We start from the raw sequence: 18,437 nt of genomic DNA, 5'->3' as shown, positions 1-18,437 counted from the left end.
AGCGCAGCGGTGACGGATTTGCTTTGCTTTCAGGGCGCTTGCAGATTGCAGCCCCTTGCTTGCACCTGTGGGCGCGGCTCCCCTCTACCGCCTGCGGGAGAGGGGTTGGGGGTGAGGGCACGCGCGTCGCACTTGCCGAGCCGGGTTAGCACTCCATGCGCCTGCCCTCTCCCCCGCCCCTCTCCCGCGCGCGGGAGAGGGGAGCAAACCGTCGCGGCAGCAAATCTTGGGAAGAAAACCGTCGCGGCAGCGAATCTTCGGGAGAGAAAACCGTCGCGGCGCGAATCTTCAGGAGAGCAAACCGTCGCGGCAGCCGAACTCCTCAAGTCTTCAGCGGCACCCGGATCGCGCGGCCGATCGCGCCGGTCCGCAGCGCGATCTTGGCCGCGTCCTCGCGCAGCGCGCGCAGGCGACGTTCCAGCAGCGCATTTGCGGCGCGGCCCGATGCGCTGGCCGACGTAGCCGCGTGCTGGTCCTGCGTCTTCTGCAGCGGTTCGTTGGCGCCGATCTCTCCGGCTGCGGCGGCCTGGGCCAGCACGTCGGCCTTGCGCTTGTCCGCCGAATCGGCGATGCGGGCGCGGCGCTCGCTGGCTTCGTCGTCCGACGCCTCCTGCGCCGGCGCGGGCAACCCGGCCCCGGCCGATGCCGGCGCGGCCTCATGCACCAGCCCCACCCCTGCCACCGCCGTCTCGGCAGGCGTACGGATAAAGCCCGCGCCACGCGGGCCGTGCCGCTCCTCGCCCGCCAGACGTTCGCTGGCCAGCGTCAGCGAACGCAGCGCGGCATCGGTGGCCTGCTCGATCGCCGCCTCGGCCGCCGGCACGTCCATGTCGCCGAAGTGCTGCCGCACCTGGATACGCGCCGCCGCCACGTGGGCCGCCACCAGGTAGTTCTGCACGATGAAGCGGCTCAGGTTGTCCACGGCACGATGCCGGCTGCGCGGCTCGTCGAGCATGCGCTGGAACGACCCGATCAGCGCCGACAGGTTGTCCATGAACTGCTTGCGCTGCACGCGATAGGCAAAGTCGTCCTTGGCCTTGCGCGTCAGCAGGTCGCGTGTGGCCGCGATATAGCGGCGATTGGCCTGCAGCACGTTCTCCACCAGCTTCGGGATCGCCCGGTACTCCCAGCTAGGTAGCACAAAGCTGAAAATCGACGCGATGATGCCGCCGATCACCGTGTCCACCAGCCGCTCGCCCACCACGGTCTGGCTGCCCGGCATCAGCAGGTTGATCTGGATAAGCACCTGGATGCAGGCGGCAATGGCCGTATAGCGATACTTGATCTGCACGAACGCGGCGCTGGCCACCAGGGCCAGGTACAGGATGCCGATCAGCAACAGCGGCTCGTGGACCCAGCGCAGGATGCCCACGCTGACGATGCAGCCGATCAGCGTACCGATCAGGCGGTCGTTGTATCGCTGCTTGGTCATGCTGAAGTTCGGCTTCAGGATCACGACGATGGTCAGCAAAATCCAGTAGCTGTGCGACGCATACGGCAGCCGGTCGCCCAGCCACAGGCCCACCGCCACCGCCATCGTGATGCGCAGCGCAAAGCGGAAGGCGGGCGAGCGCCAGTGCAGGTTGTCGCGCACCACGCCGAATTCGTACTTCTGCCGTGTCAGGAACGGCGTCATGTCCGAGCCCGGCAGCACCTTGGCCGGCTCGACCGGCGTGCGCGATGCCTCGTGCAGCTGGCCCACCAGCGTGATGGCGCCGCGAATCATCTCCAGTGTGTCGCGCAGCGCGTTCATCGCGGCCGGAGATACATGGTGATGGCGCAGCTGATCGATCTCCTCTTCCACCTTGCGCAGGTCCGCACGATAGTCGAACGCGCTGTACGAAGGCCGGCCGCGCGTGACGTCGTAGGCGATTTCCTCCAGATCCTTGCACAGGCCCAGCACCAGCCGGCGCAGCCCGTCCAGCACCGGCGTGCCGCCGAAGGTCTGGCGCAGCAGCGCGTAGTCGGTGTTGGTCGACAGCAGGTATTCGTAGAGGTCGAGCATGCGCAGGTGCACCTGCACCAGCAGCCCGTCATGCGGCGTCTTGTTGCCGCGCAGCACCATGTCGCGGGCGGCCTGCTGGCGCTCGGCCACCACGATCTGCTGACGCACCAGCCGGTTGAACTGCTCGTCGTAGTCGGTGCCGGCGTCGTAAAAGGCCGCCTTGATCTCCAGGTAGCCGGCCATCTCGTATAGGGATTCGGCCAGAATCTGCTGGCGCGTGCGGCGCTCCGTGATCCAGCTGACGGTCATCGCATACAGCAGGTAGCCCAGCGCGCCCGCGCCGAACAGCGCCGAGTGCTCCAGCGCCTTGCGCACCACGAATTCCTCGTTGATCGTCAGCGTCATGACGAACAGCATCGAGAACTGCAGCGGCATGGTCTTGTTGCCGTAGACCGTCATCATGCCGGCCAGGAACGTCACCAGCACCAGCACGAACGGCATCACGCGCGGAAACGGCGTGGCCAGCGCCACCAGCGCGGTGACCGCCGTACACAGCAGCACGCTGGCCAGCATTTCGTTGAACTTGTGCGGCAACGGGCTGGGCAGGTCCATCAGGCTCGTGCAGAGCGCACCCACCGACACCACCATGGCGCTGGGCAGGTCCATGAACTGCATCGCGATCAGTGTCAGGCCGATCACGCCCGTGGCCGACCGCAGGCCACGGTAGATGTAATGCGAAAACAGGAACGTGCGGGGGTCGTGCGCGTATTCCATGGGGCGGAGGCCAGAGGCCGGGCAAAGACGGATAAATTGGGGGCAGCCGGGGGGCGGGCGCCGTCACCATGGTGGCCACGGCGCCGTGACAGGCAGGTTACTGGCCCAGCCAGCGCGCTCGCCCCGCATGCTTGCCCGGTTCCAGCTTGACCTTGTACTGCGCCGCCGGCTCGCGCGCCAGTGTCACCGGCAGCACCTGCAGTTCGTCGCGCCGGAATACGTGCAGCTCGGCCCGGTCGCCCGGGCGGTAGCGCGACAGCAGCTTGTCGAGCTGGCCAGGCGCCACGCGCAGGCCGTCCACGGCCGCGATCAGGTCGCCCGCCGACACGCCGGCCCGCTGGCCCGCGCCGCCATCGAGCACCTGGCTCACGCGCACCCAGCCGTCATCGGTACGGGTCTTGATGCCCAGCGCGGCGCTGCCGTTCGGCTTCTGCGGCTCGGCCACGATGCCGAAGTCGCGCAACAGCGCCGGCAGGCCGATCTCGTCGGTCCCTTCGGTCAGCGCACGCAGCAGCCGGCCCAGGCGCAGCCCGGTCACGTCGTCGAACAACGCATGCACCTCGGCTTCGGTCACGCCGCGCTGGTTGGCGCCCGGCGCGTAGAAGTCGCGGCCATAGCGTTGCCACAGCGCGCGCATGATGTCGTCCAGCGACCGGCGGCCGCGTGTCTTTGCGCGAATGGTCAGGTCCAGCGCCAGCGCCACCAGCGACCCCTTGGTGTAATAGCTGACGATGGCATTCGGTGCGTTCTCGTCCTGGCGATAGTATTTCGTCCAGGCATCGAAGGCGCTTTCGGCCACGCTCTGCTTGGTGCGGCCGTTGCCGCGCAGCACGCCGTTCCAGGTCTTGGCCAGCATGTCCACGTACTGCTGCGCCGAGACCAGCCCGGTGCGCACCAGGATCAGGTCGTCGTAGTAGCTGGTGAAGCCCTCGAACAGCCACAGAAGCGGGGTGTAGGTTTCCTGCGTCAGGTCGTACGGCACGTATGCCGCCGGCTTGATGCGCTTGACGTTCCAGGTGTGGAAGTACTCGTGGCTGCACAGCCCCAGGAAGGTGCGATACCCCTCGCTGGTCTCGCTGTTGCCGCGCACGGGCAGGTCGTTGCGCGCGCACATCAGCGCCGTGCTGGCGCGGTGCTCCAGGCCGCCGTAGCCGTCGGTGGTGACCATCGTCATGAAGACGTAGCGGCGATTGCTGTCCAGGAACGGCGCGCGAGCCGAACGCGGCTCGAACAGCCTGATCTGCGCTTCGCAGATCTGCTTCAGGTCGCGGCAGATGCGCGCCATGTCCAGCTGCGGCACGCGGCCCGTGAACACCACGTCGTGCTGCGCGCCGCAGGCGCGGAAGGTGCCCAGCGCAAACGTGCCCATCTCCACGGGATGGTCGATCAGCTCGTCGTAGTCGGCCGCCTGGTAACGCCCGAACCCGTAGCGGCGCGCACCGCCCGGGCCGCGGGCCTCGGGCAGCGACGTGGCCACGCGCCAGCCGGCATAGGCCTCGCCCGCGGGCGGATGGATATCGACCGTGCACGGATGCGCGTCCTGTCCCACCACGCGCAGGAACACAGAGCTGCCGTTGTAGAACCCATGGGTGGTGTCCAGGTGCGCGCTGCGCACCGACAGGTCCCACGCGTAGACCTCGTAGCTCAGCGTCAGCGGGCCGGCCTGGGCTGGCACCGGGGCGGCCTGCCAGGTCTGCTTGTCGAGCTTGGTCAGCGGCACGCGCACGCGGCCCGCGTCGGCGCGGATGCGGACGATGTTGCGTGCGAAGTCTCTGATCATGTAGCTGCCCGGAATCCACGCGGGCAGCGTGAAGACCTGGCCGGCCGGGTCGGGAACGTCCACCGTCACGGTCACGGCGAACAGGTGGGCTTCGGGTTGAAGCGGGGCGATGGCGTAGCGGATCGGCGTCATGGTCACGATTGTAGCGTCACGCCCCGGACCATCCGGGACGTGCGATATCTCCGAGCCGCGCGTCAGCCGTTCACATCGACCACCACGCGCCCGCGCATGCCGCCCTCCATGATCTTGCGGCCCGCCTCGATGGCCTCGCCCAGACGGATCTCGCGCGTGATGGCCTGCAGCCGGTCGGGCGCCAGGTCTTGCGCCAGCCGCTTCCACGCCGTCTCGCGCAGCGGCATCGCGGCCATCACGCTGTCGATGCCGGCCAGCGTCACGCCGCGCAGGATGAACGGCGCCACCGATGCCGGAAAATCCATGCCCTGCGCCAGCCCACACGCCGTGACCACGCCGCCGTAGCGCACCTGGGCGCAGGCATTGACCAGCGTGTGCGAGCCCACCGAATCCACCACGGCTGCCCAGCGTTCCTTCTGCAGCGGCTTGCCGGGCACGCCCAGTTCGGCGCGGTCGATCACGTCGGCGGCACCGAGTGCGCGCAGGAAATCGGCTTCCGACGACTTGCCCGTCGAGGCCGTCACGCGATATCCGAGCTTCGACAGGATGGCGATCGCCACCGACCCCACGCCGCCCGACGCGCCGGTCACCAGCACGTCGCCATCGCCGGGCCGCACCGGGCCGTTCACGCCGCCGCGCTCCAGCGCCAGCACCGACAACATGGCCGTATAGCCAGCCGTGCCGATGGCCATGGCCTGGCGCGTGGTGAAGGCGTCGGGCAGCTTCACGAGCCATTCGCCCTTGAGCCGCGCGCGCTGGGCCAGGCAGCCCCAGTGCGTCTCGCCCACGCCGTAGCCGTTCAGCACCACGCGGTCGCCGGTCTTCCAGCGCGGATCGCTGGAATCGAGCACCGTGCCCGCGCCGTCGATGCCGGCCACCATCGGCCACTTGCGCACCACGGGCGAGCGGCCCGTGATCGCCAGGCCGTCCTTGAAGTTGATCGTGGAATAGTCGACGGCCACCAGCACGTTGCCGTCCTCGGGCAACTGGCTTTCGTCAAGCTGGGCGATCTGCGCCTGCGTGGATTTGTCGTCGGCCTGGGTCAGCAGCAAAGCCTGGAAGGTCATGATGGCGTCTCCCGTTTTCTTGTGGATGGACAAAAGGGGCGTCCGGACAGGGGCATCCGGCAATAAAAAACGGCCGGACAGTGCCGGCCGTTCCTGACAGCCGGCTGGGGTCCGGCGTCGTCGTTATTTCTTGAGGCTTGCGAGCTTGCGTTCGAGCGTGGCGGCGTCCGCCGCGCCCGGGATACGCGTGCCGTCGGTAAAGAACACCGCCGGCGTGCCCGAGATATTCAGGCTCTGGCCCAGCGCCAGGTTGTCGTCGATCGGCGTCTTGCAGCTGCCGTTACCCACCAGCGCCACGTGGTTCAGCATCCAGTCGCGCCACACCTTGGTACGGTCCGCCGCGCACCAGACCTGTTTGGCCTTGACCGACGAGTCCGGCGACAGCACCGGGTACAGGAAGGTGTAGACGGTGATGTTGTCCATCTGCTGGAACGTCTGCTCGATCTTCTTGCAGTACCCGCAGTTCGGATCGGAGAACACGGCCACGGTCCGGCTGCCGTCGCCCTTGGTCCACTTGATGGCGCGCGTCAGCGGCAGGTCCGACCACTTGATCTTGTTGATCTCGGCCAGCCGCTCTTCGGTTAGGTTGGTATTGGTCTTGGTGTCGATCAGTTCGCCGTTGAGGATGTAGCGGCCGGTGGAGTCCGTGTAGACCAGCTGGCCGCCGACGTTGACCTCGTACAGGCCCGGCACGGGCGCGCGGGTCACGCTCTTCACCTCGGCACGGCCGCCCAGCATCTTCTGGATGGACTGCCGGATCTTGTCCGTGCCCGGTTCGTCCGCGGCCAGCGCGTGGACGGCATAGCCCGCTGCGGCCACGCCGCTGGCAAAGGCGGCGATCGCGGCAACGCGTGCGGATCGGCGGCGGAACAGTTGCAACATATTGACTCCAGGTAACGATATGCCGGTCAGTGTGCCGGCTTTGCATGTCATCGGTAAATCGCCGAATGCGTGATTGGCCGCATTCGGCGCGCCGATGGAGAGATTGTCGCGCGTTCCGGGAAATCCGGGGACTCCCGGCGATCCTGGCCGGCCGGGCTACCCGAGCGCGCGGCCGATCAGGAACCGCTTGAGCAGCCCCTGGCTGCCCACCGCGCGAATGCCCAGGTTGCGCACCACCCGGGCAGGCGTGCCGGGTAGCGAAAACAGCCGGTGCAGGCCGTCCGTGGCCGCCGTCAGCGACAGCAGGTCAGTGGCGCGGGCCCGCTCGTAGCGGCGCAGCAGGCGCAAGTCGCCTTCATGGCGGAACGACTCTTTGTCGGCCATCACCCGCCCAAGTTCCACCACGTCGCGCAGGCCCAGGTTCATGCCCTGCCCGGCCAGCGGATGCACCACGTGCGCCGCATCGCCCACCAGCACCACATGCGGCTGGGCAAAGTGATCTGCCCGCTGCAGCACCAGCGGAAAACCCTGCGCCGGCGTGATGCAGCGCAGCGCGCCGAACCGGGCGCCCACAGCGCCGCTGGCCACCTGGGCCACGGTGGCGGCCAGGGCTTCGGGCGACAGCGCCAGCAAGTCCCGCGCATGGGCCTCTTCGGCCGACCACACCATCGACACCCGGTTGCCGGGCAGCGGCAGCATGGCCAGGATCTCGCCATTGGCTGACTCCTCGTCGGCCATCAGCTTTTCGGGGCAGCCCAGGAACCACTGCCAGGCCGTTTCCTGATGCGGCAGTTCGCAGCGGAAATTGGCGACCACGCCCAGCTGGCGGTAGCGCCGCTGCGTGGTGCCGATATGGCATTGCTGGCGCACCCACGACCGCGCGCCGTCGGCGCCCACCAGGCAGTTGGCGCGCACGCGCTCGCCGCTGGCCAGCGTGAGCGTCACACCGTCGATGTCGCGCTCCAGCTGCCCGGCCGTGTCGTCGAACCGTTTCACCTGGTGCTGGAAGCGCAGCGCGGTATCGAGCACACGCTCGACATGGCCCGATTCGATGATCCAGGCCAGTTGCGGCACGGCGGCGGCATACGCCGAGAAATGGAGGTCGCCATGCGGCGAGGGATCGCTCTCGCAGGCGCTTTCGTCGCCATAGATGCGCATGTCGCGCACCGGCTGCACGCGCGCCGGGTCCAGCGCCTCCCAGACCCGCAGCCGTTCCAGCAGCGCCTGCGAACTGGCCGAGAACGCGTAGATGCGGCTGTCCCAGTCATCGTCGCCGGTGCGCGCGGTGTCGCCGGCGGGGCGCGGCGCCACCAGCGCCACTTGCATGCCCTGTTGCGCCAGCAGCAGCGCACAGGCCTTGCCGACAATGCCACCGCCGACCACGGCGATCTGGAAGCGGGAAGAAGGATTCGACGACATCGATGGGGCGGCGGCGCTGGGCGCCGGCACGGCAGGTCCGGACATGGCTGGATTATAGCGACGTGACGGGTGCGGCATTGGCCGCGCGACGCCGGGCCACACAGGCGCGCCCGCGCCAGCGCGGCGTCCCGCAGGGGTACAATGGCGGTTTTTCCGGCGGCAGCACCCGGCACGGATCGTCGAGCAACGCCCCGATCCGCTGGTCCTGTCCCGCCTCGCCCACTCTGCCCCGGCTTGTCGCAGGTCGTTCGCCCGACCGCCCGCCGCGCGTCAGACGCACTGCAACCCATTGATTGTTAAAGGTTTCCCATGAGCCTCAAATGCGGCATCGTCGGCCTGCCCAACGTCGGCAAGTCCACGCTGTTCAATGCCCTGACCAAGGCCGGCATCGCCGCCGAGAACTATCCGTTCTGCACCATCGAGCCCAACGTGGGCGTGGTGGAAGTGCCGGATCCGCGGCTGGCCAAGCTGGCGGAGATCGTCAAGCCCGAGCGCATCCTGCCGGCGACGGTCGAGTTCGTCGATATCGCGGGCCTGGTGGCCGGCGCGTCCAAGGGTGAAGGCCTTGGCAACCAGTTCTTGGCCAACATCCGCGAAACCGACGCCATCACGCATGTGGTGCGCTGCTTCGAGGACGACAACGTGATCCACGTGGCGGGCAAGGTCGATCCGCTGTCGGACATCGAAGTCATCAACACCGAACTGGCGCTGGCCGACCTGGCCACCGTCGAGAAGGCGCTGGCGCGCTATATCAAGCCGGCCCGCGCTGGCGACAAGGAAGCCCAGCGCCTGGTGGCCGTGCTGGAAAAATCGCAGGCCGTGCTGGACCAGGCCAAGGCCGTGCGCACGCTGGACCTGTCGCCGGAAGAGTGGCAAGCCCTGCGCCCGTTCTGCCTGATCACCGCCAAGCCCACCATGTACGTGGCCAACGTGCGTGAAGACGGCTTCGAGAACAACCCGCACCTGGACGCCGTGCGCGAATACGCCAAGGCCACCGGTTCGCCGGTGGTGGCCGTCTGCGCCGCCATCGAGGCCGAGATCGCCGACCTGGACGACGCCGACAAGGCCGAGTTCCTGGCCGACCTGGGCATGGAAGAACCGGGCCTGGACCGCGTGATCCGCGCCGGCTTCACGCTGCTGGGCCTGCAGACGTACTTCACGGCTGGCGTGAAGGAAGTGCGCGCCTGGACGATCCACGTGGGCGACACCGCCCCGAAGGCCGCCGGCGTGATCCACACCGACTTCGAACGCGGCTTCATTCGCGCCCAGACCATCGCCTACGCCGACTACATCCAGTACAAGGGCGAAACGGGCGCCAAGGAAGCCGGCAAGATGCGCGCCGAAGGCAAGGAATACGTGGTGCAGGACGGCGACGTGATGAACTTCCTGTTCAACGTCTAAGCCGCGCGGGGAGCCTTTCTCCCCTGCCGGCAGCCCACCAGAATCGCCCGCAGCCGTGAAGGTTGCGGGCGATTTTTCATTGCAGCGGCCCGGTGCCCGGCTACATGCCGCGCAGCCCCTCGTCCCGCATCCCCACCAGCAACGCCTGCCCATCGGCATCGACTCGGAATTCTCCGAATTTCGCCTTGGCATAGCGTTCCGCCTGGCCTTCCTGGAAGAACCACGCGTCCGTCGACACCTGCACGCCGGTGCCGCCCCAGCGCGCGGGCACGTTCTGCACACGCAGCAGGCGCTCGTCGGCGGCCAGCGGCTCGCCCTTGTGCAGGCGGGCGAAGTGGCCTTCATTGCGCGCGTCGCGGCGGATCACGATGACTTCCTCGCGTGCCAGCCGGGTCTGCGCCGTGCCATGCGCCACGCGCACCTCGTTGGCGATCGAGAAATTCAGCGCCATGTAGTCGCCCTGCATCAGCGAGCGCGGGTCCACCGGCGCCAGCCGCAGGTAGACCACATCGCCGCGTGCCAGCAGCCGCTCCTTGCCGACGATGCCCGCCAGGGCGACCCCAACCGCCAGCAGCCATCCCACGATGATCCAGCGTTTCATGCCACGGCCTCCGTGTTGGCGATACGGCCAAGCGCCGCGCGGGCGGCCAGCAGCAGCGCGCCGGCGGCCACCAGCGTGGCGGACTTGGCCAGCAGCGTCCACTGTAGCGTGCTGTAGTACCAGACAAAGCCGATCAGCACCGTGGCGATGGCCAGTCCCAACCACGGCAGCGAACCGCGCCGCAGCGCCATGGCCAGTGCCAGCGCACCGGCCGTCACGGCAGGCGCGTACACCATCAAGGCGCTGAACGCGACGGCCACCGCCACCGTCGCCACGCCAGCCGGCGTGCTGCACGCCAGCCGCCGGCACTCCAGCAGCGTCATGGCCACCAGTGCCGCGCCAAGCAGCGCGCCGGCCAGCCAGCCGCCCTGCGCGCGCCATGGCGTGTCGACGCCGAAGACCAGGTCGGCCGGATGCGCAAAGCCGGTCACCACCAGCGCGCCCAGCAGCGCCATCAGCAGGGTGGCATCGGCGGCCGGCCCGGCCATCTGCAGGCGCCCCGCCGCCGCAAGCCGGTCCTCGTGCATGACGAAGGCCAGCAGCGCGGCAAATGCCAGCGCCGTCATCGGCCCGAGCGCCATCGGAATGGCGGTCCAGCGCGGCGCGATCAGGTCGCCCAATGCCACGCATGCGGCAATGGCCAGCGCCAGCCACAAGGCAAGCACCGCCAGAAAGCGGTGCAGACGGTCGGGCACCAGCACGAACAGCACCGCTTCAAACAGGGCGACACCCAGCCAGAACGGCGCCGTTTCAAGGAATCGCCCGAAGCCCATCGCCTCGCCCACGCCGGCGATGACCATGCCCTGGCCGCCCAGGCTCAGCGCCAGCGCAAACTGCCCCAGCGCGATGCGGCCGCTTTCGCGGCTGGTCACGCGGTACAGGGCGACGGCGATGCCGATCATCACCATGCCCGTGACGGCCATGGCCGGGCCGTTGCCGCGCGTGGTGGCAAACACGGTGCCGACCAGGAATATCTGGAAGAACAGCGCCCCCAGCCAGCCCGCGCCGCCCATCAGCAGGCGGATCGGCCACGGCGTGCGCAAGGTCGTCGCATAGTCGCCCTGCACCGTGCCGCGCGCGGCCAGCTGGTTCCAGAGCCCGCGTTCGGTCTGTTCGGTCGGATCGATGCGGTCGATCGGATGCTGACTCATGCCGGGCTCCCCGATGTCTCGCGCCAGGCGCGCAGCAGCCACGTGGCGGCCGCCACGGCCAGGCCAATGGTCAGCAGCGCCAGCAGCAGGAAGGCGCCGAAATCGCCGTGGAAGTCGGCCAGCCAGCGGCCCACCGCCGAGACGATCACGCCGATGCCGGTCAGGCACACCACGCTCAGCACCACGATGTCGAACGCGCGCCAGCGGAACCAGGCGGCCAGGCCCACCAGCGCCACCGCGCTGACCAGCAGCCCCGTGGCATTCACTTGGCCGGTCAGCACGCTCATCAGTCCCACCCATGCCGCATAGCCGCAGGCCAGCAGGCCCAGCAGCCGGGGGCCGGTGGCGCCCACGAAGCCCCAGCGCCCCGCCCGGCCGGCCAGCACGTACCAGACCGCCAGTTGCACGATCGACGTCCCGAGCAGGAACATCATCGTTTCGCGTGCGAAGCGGGCCGAGAATAGCAGTTCGAACATGCCCCCGATGCCCAGCCGCACGCTGCAGAACCGCAGCAGCGCCACGTTGCCGATCACCAGCACGATCCACCAGTGCGGCGCCGCGCGCGCCGCCAGTGCCCAGGGCACGGCCAGCAGCGTCCACAGCGCGAACAGCTGCCAGGCATCGGCGCCGGTCTGGTACGTCTGCCCGATCACGGCCATCAGCACACCGGACACCATCTGCGCACCGCCCAGCGCGGCCCGGCCCGCCATGTCGCCTGCCGGGCGCCAGGCGGCAAACCCGGCCAGCACGGTCAGCAGCCCCGCCAGCAGTCCAAATTTGGAGAATTTATGAAGTGACGCCCAGTTGAAGGCGAAGAAGACGATGACGCCCGCGCACAGCAGCGCCGTGCCGAGGATCAGCAGCGCGCGGTCCAGCCAGTCATGCCAGTGGGCGCGGCGGGGCAGCGTGGGCCCCCAGGCGGCCAGCAGGTCGGCGGCGCCAAGGCGGCCCTGGGCGCGCCAGTCGGCCAGCGCCTGCTGGATGGTGCGGCGAGACGTAAAGGTTTCCAACCGGCGATCCCCCGAAGAGTCGGCATGGGCTGCATGCTAGCAAACCGGCACGCCGAAGTCTCCCGGGGGCGCCCCGGGCCGGAACCTGACCTGTCAGAAGCGGTAGGTCACGTTGCCGATGATCGAACGCTGCGTGCCGAAGAAGCAGTCGCCGCGTGCGATACAGCTATAGACGTACTGCTTGCCGAACACGTTGTTCATGTTCAGCGATACGCGCACCGGGCCGCGATCGTAGGCCACCACGGCGTCGAACACCGTGAAGCCGCCCACCCTGTTGTTGCCCGTGCCGTCGGTGCTCGGACCGTTGTACCGCGCGCCGGCGCCGGCCAGGAAGCCGGGGATATCGAACAGGCTGAAGCGATAGTTGGCCCACAGCGACGCCGTGTTGGCCGGCACGCTGGCCAGCCGCTGCCCCTGCTCGGCTGCCGTGCCTTCGAGCGTCCTGGCGTTCAGGAACGTGTAGGCGGCGATCAGGTCCAGCCGGCCCAGCGACACCAGCGCCTCCAGTTCGGCGCCGCGCGTGCGGGCCTCGCCGATCTGCACCGTGCCCGCCATGCCGTTGACCACGCCGGCCACCTTGCGGTTTTCCTCGCGCATGTCGAACACGGCCGCCGTCAGCGTCATGTTTCTGCCCGGCGGCTGGTACTTGATACCGGCTTCCCACTGCTTGCCGCGCAGCGGCTTGAACGCGGTGCCGTCGACATTGAAGCCGGCCTGGCCCTGGAACGATTCGGCATAGCTGACATACGGGTTCAGCCCGAAGTCCGAGCGGTACATCAGGCCGAATCGCTTGGTCAGTTCGTTGTCGTCACGCGAGGCCGACGGCGTGTTGTCCTGCGCCGCGCGCGACCAGTCGTAGCGCAGCCCCACCATCAGCAGCCACTTGTCCCATTCGATCTGGTCCTGCAGGTACACGCCGGTCTGGATCTGCTTGGCCGGCGGCAGGTCGCGGAACGCCGTGGGCGCCACGTAGTTGCCGTAGACCGGGTTGAACACATTGATCGGCGCGGCCGACCCGTTGGCATTGGTGCGGCCCGTGCTTTCGCTGTTCTGGTAGTCCATCCCGGCCAGGAACGTATGGCCCACCGGGCCGGTGCGGAATTTCGCCTGGCCCTGGGTATCGACGGCGAACTGGTTCAGCGTGGGCTGGTTCAGGTAGAGCACGCGGCGCAGCAGGGTGTCGCTGCCCGGCACCCAGCCGTGCGTGGCGCCGGTGAAGCCGGTGGTGTAGATGCTGCGATAGTCCACCGTGCTGTGCGCGTAGCGCAGGTTCTGGCGCACCGTGAAGGTGTCGTTGAAGCGGTGCGAGAACTGGTAGCCCACGGCGTGCTGCTCGGCCGTGTATTTGTCGAATCCCGGTTCGCTGACGAAGAAGTTCTGCGGAATCTGGCCGGCCGGGTTCTCGATCAGCGTGCCGCGCCACGGGAAGAAGCCGATCATCGTGCCGCTGTCGTCCTTCTGGAAATTGGCCAGCAGCGTGAATTCGGTGTCGGCGTTCGGCCGATACGTCAGCGACGGCGCGATGAAGTAGCGGTTGTCCTTCACGTAGTCCACCGACGCATCGCTGTCGCGGGCCATCGCCACGAAGCGGTACAGCCACTTGCCGTCGGCATCGATCGGCCCGGTCAGGTCGGCCTGGATCTGCTTGCGGTTGTAGTTGCCGAAGCTCACGCCGATCTCGCGCGCCGCTTCGGCCTGGGGCCGTTTCGACACCAGGTTCACGATGCCGCCCACGGCGCCCTGGCCGTACAGCATGCCCGACGGCCCCTTCAGCACTTCGATGCGCTCCAGCGCGTACGGGTCGGGGCGGGTGTTGTTATAGAAGCCGACCGCGTTCAGCAGGCCGTCCAGGTACTGGGTGGAATCGGTGCCGCGGATCTTGATCGTATCGGTACGGTTGTCGTTGGCAAAGCCGGCCGTGGTCACGCCGGCCGTATAGCCCACCGCCTGCGCCACCGACTGCACGCCTTGCAGCTCCATGCGGTCCCGCGTGATGACCGTGATCGACTGCGGCGTCTCGATGATCGGCGTATCGGTCTTGGTGGCCGTCACGGCGCGCGTGGCCACGAAGCCCTGCACCGGGCCCGTGGGCGACGCCTCGCCGCGGCTGCCGCTGACCGTCACCACGGGCAGGCTGTGATGGGCCGGCTCGGCGGCGGCGGGCACCTGTTCCTGGGCGTTGGCCAGGCTGGCGGCCTGCAGGCTCAGGGCAAGGGTGGTCATCTGAAGGACGTGCGAGCGGCGAACGCGGCCCCGGGCGCGGACTGACATGGATTTCTCTCTCGTTGCTTATCGGAAATACGAATGCGAATGAATCGCATTAATCGCAACGGATTGTAACGCCATGTATTGCGCAGCACACAATCGAACACCCTTGTCATGTTCGAATGTCGCACACTGCCCACAGTCCGGCGCCGGCTTCCGCATCGATCCGGTCGCCGGTAAGCTGGCGCCGATTCGATTCCGTCCCCCTCAAAGCACCATGACCCTAGGCATCCTCGCCGCCCTGCACCATGAAGTCGACGGCCTGATCGCCGCCATGCGCCACGAAGACGCGCGTGCCACCATGCAGACCATCGGCATGCGCGACTACTACCGCGGCACGCTGCATGGCCAACCCGTGGTGCTGGTGCTGGCGCGCGTCGGCAAGGTGGCGGCAGCGGCCACCACGGTCACATTGATCCGGGAATTTGGCGTTGATGAGATCGTATTTACCGGCCTTGCGGGCGGAGTGGGCACTGACGTACGGGTCGGCGACATCGTCGTGGCCGACCGCACCGTCCAGCACGACATGGATGCCCGTCCACTGTTTCCGCGCCACGAGGTGCCTCTGCTGGACCAGGCCGAATTCCCGGCCGACCCCGCACTGACCGCTGCGTTGCGCCGCGCGGCGGAAGACTTCCTGCGCGACGATCTGGCCACCGAGGTGCCCGATGGCGTGCTGGCCCGCTTCAGCGTCGATCAGCCGCGCCTGCACGTCGGCATGATTGCCAGCGGCGACCAGTTCATCAATGCGCCGGCGGCCGTGGCCGATTTGCGACAGGCCTTGCCCGGCCTGCTTGCCGTGGAGATGGAAGGCGCCGCGCTGGCGCAGATCAGCCACGAATATGGCGTGCCCTACGCATTGATGCGCACTGTGTCCGACCGTGCGGACGATACGGCACATGTGGATTTTTCGTCGTTTTTGCGCGACGTGGCCAGCCACTACTCCAGCGCCATCCTGCGCCGCTTTCTGGACGCAAGAGGCTGATCAGGCATATCGGTCCGGCGCCGATTCCCGACCGTTTTGTCCGTTCTGAACTTACCGGCGCGGGCGGGCCACGCCCCAGACCGCCACCAGCAGCGCCGCACCGGCCATCGCGGCGGCCCATCCAAATATCTGCCCATCCGTAAACAGATGCGCGGCCCGACCGCCGTAGAACGCCGCCAGCGCGCCCAGCACGCCCAGCCATAGCGCGGTGGGAACCGTAACCACGCGGCCGGCCGGGTGCAGCAGCCGTCCAGCGAATCCGACTACTGCGCCCACCACTGCCAGTCCCAACATGACAACTCCCCTGTCTTTTGATCCACAGCAAAAGTGGATGTGTCGTAACGATACTGCACGTGGCCGGCGCCGCTCGGGGTTCCCTGCAACTTTGTAACGGGGCGGTATAATGACCACCGCTTCCGGCACCGTTCCGGATGGCAATCCAACCCCACAAATGCAACTGCTCGCGATCGGTATCAATCACACCACGGCACCCGTCTCGCTCCGCGAGCGTGTGGCGTTTCCGCTTGAGCAGATCAAACCCGCACTCGGCGCGCTGCGCACCCACCTGGCTGGGCGCAACGGCACCGAGGCCGCCATTCTTTCCACCTGCAACCGTACCGAGATCTACTGCGCCACCGATGTGCTGCAGCCGGGTCAGGAAGGCTTCGAGCACACGCTGCGCTGGCTGGCCCAGCATCACAACGTGCCCGCGGGGGATCTGGCGCCGCATTTGTACGCCCTGCCCCAGTCCGAAGCCGTGCGCCATGCCTTCCGCGTGGCCAGCGGGCTCGATTCGATGGTGCTGGGCGAAACCCAGATTCTGGGGCAGCTCAAGGACGCGGTGCGTACCGCTGGCGAAGCCGGCGCGCTGGGCACCTACCTGAACCAGCTGTTCCAGCGCACGTTCGCGGTGGCCAAGGAAGTGCGCGGCCAGACCGAGATCGGCGCGCACTCCGTATCGATGGCGGCCGCCGCCGTGCGCCTGGCCCAGCGGATTTTCGAAAGTGTGTCGACGCAGCGCGTGCTGTTCATCGGCGCCGGCGAGATGATCGAGCTGTGCGCCACGCACTTCGCCGCGCAGAAGCCGCGCCAGGTGGTGGTGGCCAACCGCACCGTGGAACGCGGCGAGAAGCTGGCCGAGCAGCTGGCCGGGCAGGGCCTGACCACGCAGGCCATCCGCCTGCAGGACCTGGGCGAGCGCCTGCACGAATTCGACATCGTCGTGTCATGCACCGCAAGCTCGCTGCCGATCATCGGCCTGGGTGCGGTGGAGCGCGCGGTCAAGCGCCGCAAGCACCGCCCGATCATGATGGTCGATCTGGCCGTGCCGCGCGACGTCGAACCCGAAGTGGCGCGCCTGAACGACGTGTTCCTCTATACCGTCGATGACCTGGGCGCCGTGGTGCGCGAGGGCAACGCGATGCGCCAGGCCGCCGTGGCCCAGGCCGAGGCCATCATCGAATCGCGCGTGCAGCACTTCATGCACTGGATCGAAACGCGCAGCGTCGTGCCCGTGATCCGCGACCTGCAGGCCAGCGGCGAAGCCATCCGCCAGGCCGAAATGCAGCGCGCGCGCCGCATGCTGGCGCGTGGCGACGATCCGGCCGCCGTGCTCGAAGCCCTCTCGGGCGCGCTGACCCGCAAGTTCCTGCACGGTCCCACGCACGCGCTGAACCACACCCAGGGCGAAGACCGCGAGGCGCTGCTGCGCCTGGTGCCGGGCCTGTTCCGCCACAGCAGTCACTCGGAACGCTAGCCGCGTTGTCCATCCCGCGCTGGCGTCCGCCGGCGCCGCCGGGCATCCGCCCGCCGATCCGCGCCGTGGCCACGCCACCGCGGCCCCCAGCCTCCCGATTCCGCTACCGATGAAACCCAGCATGCTCCACAAGCTCGACCAGCTGGCCGAGCGACTCGACGAAGTCAACGCCCTGCTCGCCAGCGAAACGGCCACGGCAGACATGGACCAGTACCGCAAGCTGTCGCGCGAACATGCCGAACTGTCGCCGGTGGCCGAGCAGTACGCGCAGTATCGCCAGGCGCAGGACGACCTGGCCACCGCGCAGGCGCTGCTGGACGATCCCGAGATGAAGGACTTTGCCGCCGACGAGATCGCCGCCGCGCGCGACCGGCTCGAAGCGCTGGAAACGTCGCTGCAGACGCTGCTGCTGCCCCGGGACCCCAACGACGACCGCAACCTGCTGCTCGAAATCCGCGCCGGCACCGGCGGCGAGGAAAGCGCGCTGTTCGCGGCCGACCTGCTGCGCATGTACACGCGCTATGCGGAACGCCGGCGCTGGCAGGTGGAAGTCATGAGCGAATCCGCGTCCGACCTGGGCGGCTACAAGGAAGTGATCGTGCGCATTGCCGGCGATGCCGCGTTCTCGAAGCTCAAGTTCGAGTCGGGCGGCCATCGCGTGCAGCGCGTGCCGGCCACCGAAGCGCAGGGCCGCATCCATACGTCGGCCTGCACCGTGGCCGTGATGCCCGAGGCCGACGAAGTGGGCGAGGTCGAGATCAACCCGTCAGACCTGCGGGTCGATACGTTCCGCGCGTCGGGCGCGGGCGGCCAGCACGTGAACAAGACCGACTCCGCCGTGCGCCTGACCCACCTGCCCACCGGCATCGTGGTGGAGTGCCAGGACGATCGCAGCCAGCACCGCAACAAGGAAAAAGCCATGAAGGTGCTGGCCGCGCGCATCAAGGACGGCCAGATGCGTGCCGCGCAGGCCAAGGAAGCCAGCACGCGGCGCAACCTGATCGGCTCGGGCGACCGCAGCGACCGCATCCGCACGTACAACTTCCCGCAGGGCCGGGTGACCGACCATCGCATCAACCTGACGCTGTACAAGATCGACATGATCATGGACGGCGACCTCGACGAACTGCTGGGATCGCTGGCCGCCGAACACCAGGCCGACCAGCTGGCGGCGCTGGGCGACGATGCCTGACCGGAGCGGGCGTCCCCGAAGTTTGTAACCTAGGTAAATGCTTGAAACAGCACTGGCTTGTAAAAACGCGCTGTCTA

General features: G+C 68.0%; 14 protein-coding genes. 4 read left to right on the top strand and 10 right to left on the bottom strand.

What is annotated here, in order from left to right; all coding sequences use genetic code 11:
• Positions 1-322: 322 nt before the first annotated feature.
• From AC3FJ6_RS24290 to AC3FJ6_RS24270, 5 genes are all read right to left on the bottom strand, one after another.
• Positions 323-2,719: an FUSC family protein gene (locus tag AC3FJ6_RS24290; RefSeq protein ID WP_488774058.1), complete on the bottom strand. Its 2,397-nt coding sequence runs from the start codon at positions 2,717-2,719 to the stop codon at positions 323-325.
• Between the two features lie 97 nt (positions 2,720-2,816).
• Positions 2,817-4,631: a M61 family metallopeptidase gene (locus AC3FJ6_RS24285; RefSeq protein ID WP_488774063.1), complete on the bottom strand. Its 1,815-nt coding sequence runs from the start codon at positions 4,629-4,631 to the stop codon at positions 2,817-2,819.
• Positions 4,632-4,693: 62 nt separating this feature from the next.
• Positions 4,694-5,698: an acrylyl-CoA reductase (NADPH) gene (gene acuI, locus AC3FJ6_RS24280; RefSeq protein ID WP_488774057.1), complete on the bottom strand. Its 1,005-nt coding sequence runs from the start codon at positions 5,696-5,698 to the stop codon at positions 4,694-4,696.
• A gap of 123 nt (positions 5,699-5,821) precedes the next feature.
• A complete protein-coding gene (locus tag AC3FJ6_RS24275) occupies positions 5,822-6,580 on the bottom strand; it encodes a DsbC family protein (RefSeq protein WP_488774056.1) in 759 nt (252 codons plus the stop codon).
• Between the two features lie 156 nt (positions 6,581-6,736).
• On the bottom strand, positions 6,737-8,044 hold the full coding sequence (locus AC3FJ6_RS24270; RefSeq protein ID WP_400393297.1) for a UbiH/UbiF family hydroxylase: 1,308 nt from the start codon (positions 8,042-8,044) through the stop codon (positions 6,737-6,739).
• Positions 8,045-8,308: 264 nt separating this feature from the next.
• On the opposite strand from AC3FJ6_RS24270, the gene ychF reads away from it, so the two are divergent.
• Positions 8,309-9,400, top strand: coding sequence for a redox-regulated ATPase YchF (gene ychF, locus AC3FJ6_RS24265; protein ID WP_488774055.1), 1,092 nt, complete (start codon positions 8,309-8,311; stop codon positions 9,398-9,400).
• A 100-nt stretch (positions 9,401-9,500) separates the two neighbouring features.
• Here the strand turns inward: ychF and AC3FJ6_RS24260 are convergent, their stop codons facing one another.
• From AC3FJ6_RS24260 to AC3FJ6_RS24245, 4 genes are all read right to left on the bottom strand, one after another.
• Positions 9,501-10,001 (bottom strand): GDYXXLXY domain-containing protein, encoded by a 501-nt coding sequence (locus AC3FJ6_RS24260; RefSeq protein WP_488774054.1) that lies wholly within the window; start codon positions 9,999-10,001, stop codon positions 9,501-9,503.
• Positions 9,998-11,152, bottom strand: a complete 1,155-nt coding sequence (locus tag AC3FJ6_RS24255) for a DUF4401 domain-containing protein (RefSeq protein WP_488774053.1) — start codon at positions 11,150-11,152, stop codon at positions 9,998-10,000. The genes AC3FJ6_RS24260 and AC3FJ6_RS24255 overlap by 4 nt, the downstream gene beginning before the upstream one ends.
• Complete coding sequence (locus AC3FJ6_RS24250; RefSeq protein ID WP_488774052.1) at positions 11,149-12,162, bottom strand: DUF2157 domain-containing protein; 1,014 nt, start codon at positions 12,160-12,162, stop codon at positions 11,149-11,151. The genes AC3FJ6_RS24255 and AC3FJ6_RS24250 overlap by 4 nt, the downstream gene beginning before the upstream one ends.
• A gap of 93 nt (positions 12,163-12,255) precedes the next feature.
• Positions 12,256-14,385: a TonB-dependent siderophore receptor gene (locus AC3FJ6_RS24245; protein WP_488774051.1), complete on the bottom strand. Its 2,130-nt coding sequence runs from the start codon at positions 14,383-14,385 to the stop codon at positions 12,256-12,258.
• A 259-nt stretch (positions 14,386-14,644) separates the two neighbouring features.
• On the opposite strand from AC3FJ6_RS24245, the gene AC3FJ6_RS24240 reads away from it, so the two are divergent.
• Positions 14,645-15,412, top strand: coding sequence for a 5'-methylthioadenosine/adenosylhomocysteine nucleosidase (locus AC3FJ6_RS24240; protein WP_488774050.1), 768 nt, complete (start codon positions 14,645-14,647; stop codon positions 15,410-15,412).
• 51 nt (positions 15,413-15,463) lie between these two features.
• Here AC3FJ6_RS24240 and AC3FJ6_RS24235 read toward each other — a convergent pair whose 3' ends face one another.
• Positions 15,464-15,706: a hypothetical protein gene (locus AC3FJ6_RS24235; RefSeq protein ID WP_488774049.1), complete on the bottom strand. Its 243-nt coding sequence runs from the start codon at positions 15,704-15,706 to the stop codon at positions 15,464-15,466.
• 157 nt (positions 15,707-15,863) lie between these two features.
• On the opposite strand from AC3FJ6_RS24235, the gene hemA reads away from it, so the two are divergent.
• On the top strand, positions 15,864-17,168 hold the full coding sequence (hemA, locus tag AC3FJ6_RS24230) for a glutamyl-tRNA reductase (RefSeq protein ID WP_488774048.1): 1,305 nt from the start codon (positions 15,864-15,866) through the stop codon (positions 17,166-17,168).
• 109 nt (positions 17,169-17,277) lie between these two features.
• Positions 17,278-18,360: a peptide chain release factor 1 gene (gene prfA / locus AC3FJ6_RS24225; protein ID WP_488774047.1), complete on the top strand. Its 1,083-nt coding sequence runs from the start codon at positions 17,278-17,280 to the stop codon at positions 18,358-18,360.
• The last annotated feature ends 77 nt before the right edge of the window (positions 18,361-18,437 follow it).

Source organism: Cupriavidus sp. 94F1 (assembly GCF_057798875.1).
This window is presented reverse-complemented; position numbering and strand designations above follow the sequence as displayed.

What these genes read in the sequence shown, in the direction of transcription:
- AC3FJ6_RS24290 (WP_488774058.1), bottom strand. Translation starts at nt 2,719, where the DNA reads ATGGAATACGCGCACGACCCCCGCACGTTCCTGTTTTCGCATTACATC.
- AC3FJ6_RS24285 (WP_488774063.1), bottom strand. Translation starts at nt 4,631, where the DNA reads ATGACGCCGATCCGCTACGCCATCGCCCCGCTTCAACCCGAAGCCCAC.
- acuI (WP_488774057.1), bottom strand. Translation starts at nt 5,698, where the DNA reads ATGACCTTCCAGGCTTTGCTGCTGACCCAGGCCGACGACAAATCCACG.
- AC3FJ6_RS24275 (WP_488774056.1), bottom strand. Translation starts at nt 6,580, where the DNA reads ATGTTGCAACTGTTCCGCCGCCGATCCGCACGCGTTGCCGCGATCGCC.
- AC3FJ6_RS24270 (WP_400393297.1), bottom strand. Translation starts at nt 8,044, where the DNA reads ATGTCCGGACCTGCCGTGCCGGCGCCCAGCGCCGCCGCCCCATCGATG.
- ychF (WP_488774055.1), top strand. Translation starts at nt 8,309, where the DNA reads ATGAGCCTCAAATGCGGCATCGTCGGCCTGCCCAACGTCGGCAAGTCC.
- AC3FJ6_RS24260 (WP_488774054.1), bottom strand. Translation starts at nt 10,001, where the DNA reads ATGAAACGCTGGATCATCGTGGGATGGCTGCTGGCGGTTGGGGTCGCC.
- AC3FJ6_RS24255 (WP_488774053.1), bottom strand. Translation starts at nt 11,152, where the DNA reads ATGAGTCAGCATCCGATCGACCGCATCGATCCGACCGAACAGACCGAA.
- AC3FJ6_RS24245 (WP_488774051.1), bottom strand. Translation starts at nt 14,385, where the DNA reads ATGACCACCCTTGCCCTGAGCCTGCAGGCCGCCAGCCTGGCCAACGCC.
- AC3FJ6_RS24240 (WP_488774050.1), top strand. Translation starts at nt 14,645, where the DNA reads ATGACCCTAGGCATCCTCGCCGCCCTGCACCATGAAGTCGACGGCCTG.
- AC3FJ6_RS24235 (WP_488774049.1), bottom strand. Translation starts at nt 15,706, where the DNA reads ATGTTGGGACTGGCAGTGGTGGGCGCAGTAGTCGGATTCGCTGGACGG.
- hemA (WP_488774048.1), top strand. Translation starts at nt 15,864, where the DNA reads ATGCAACTGCTCGCGATCGGTATCAATCACACCACGGCACCCGTCTCG.
- prfA (WP_488774047.1), top strand. Translation starts at nt 17,278, where the DNA reads ATGAAACCCAGCATGCTCCACAAGCTCGACCAGCTGGCCGAGCGACTC.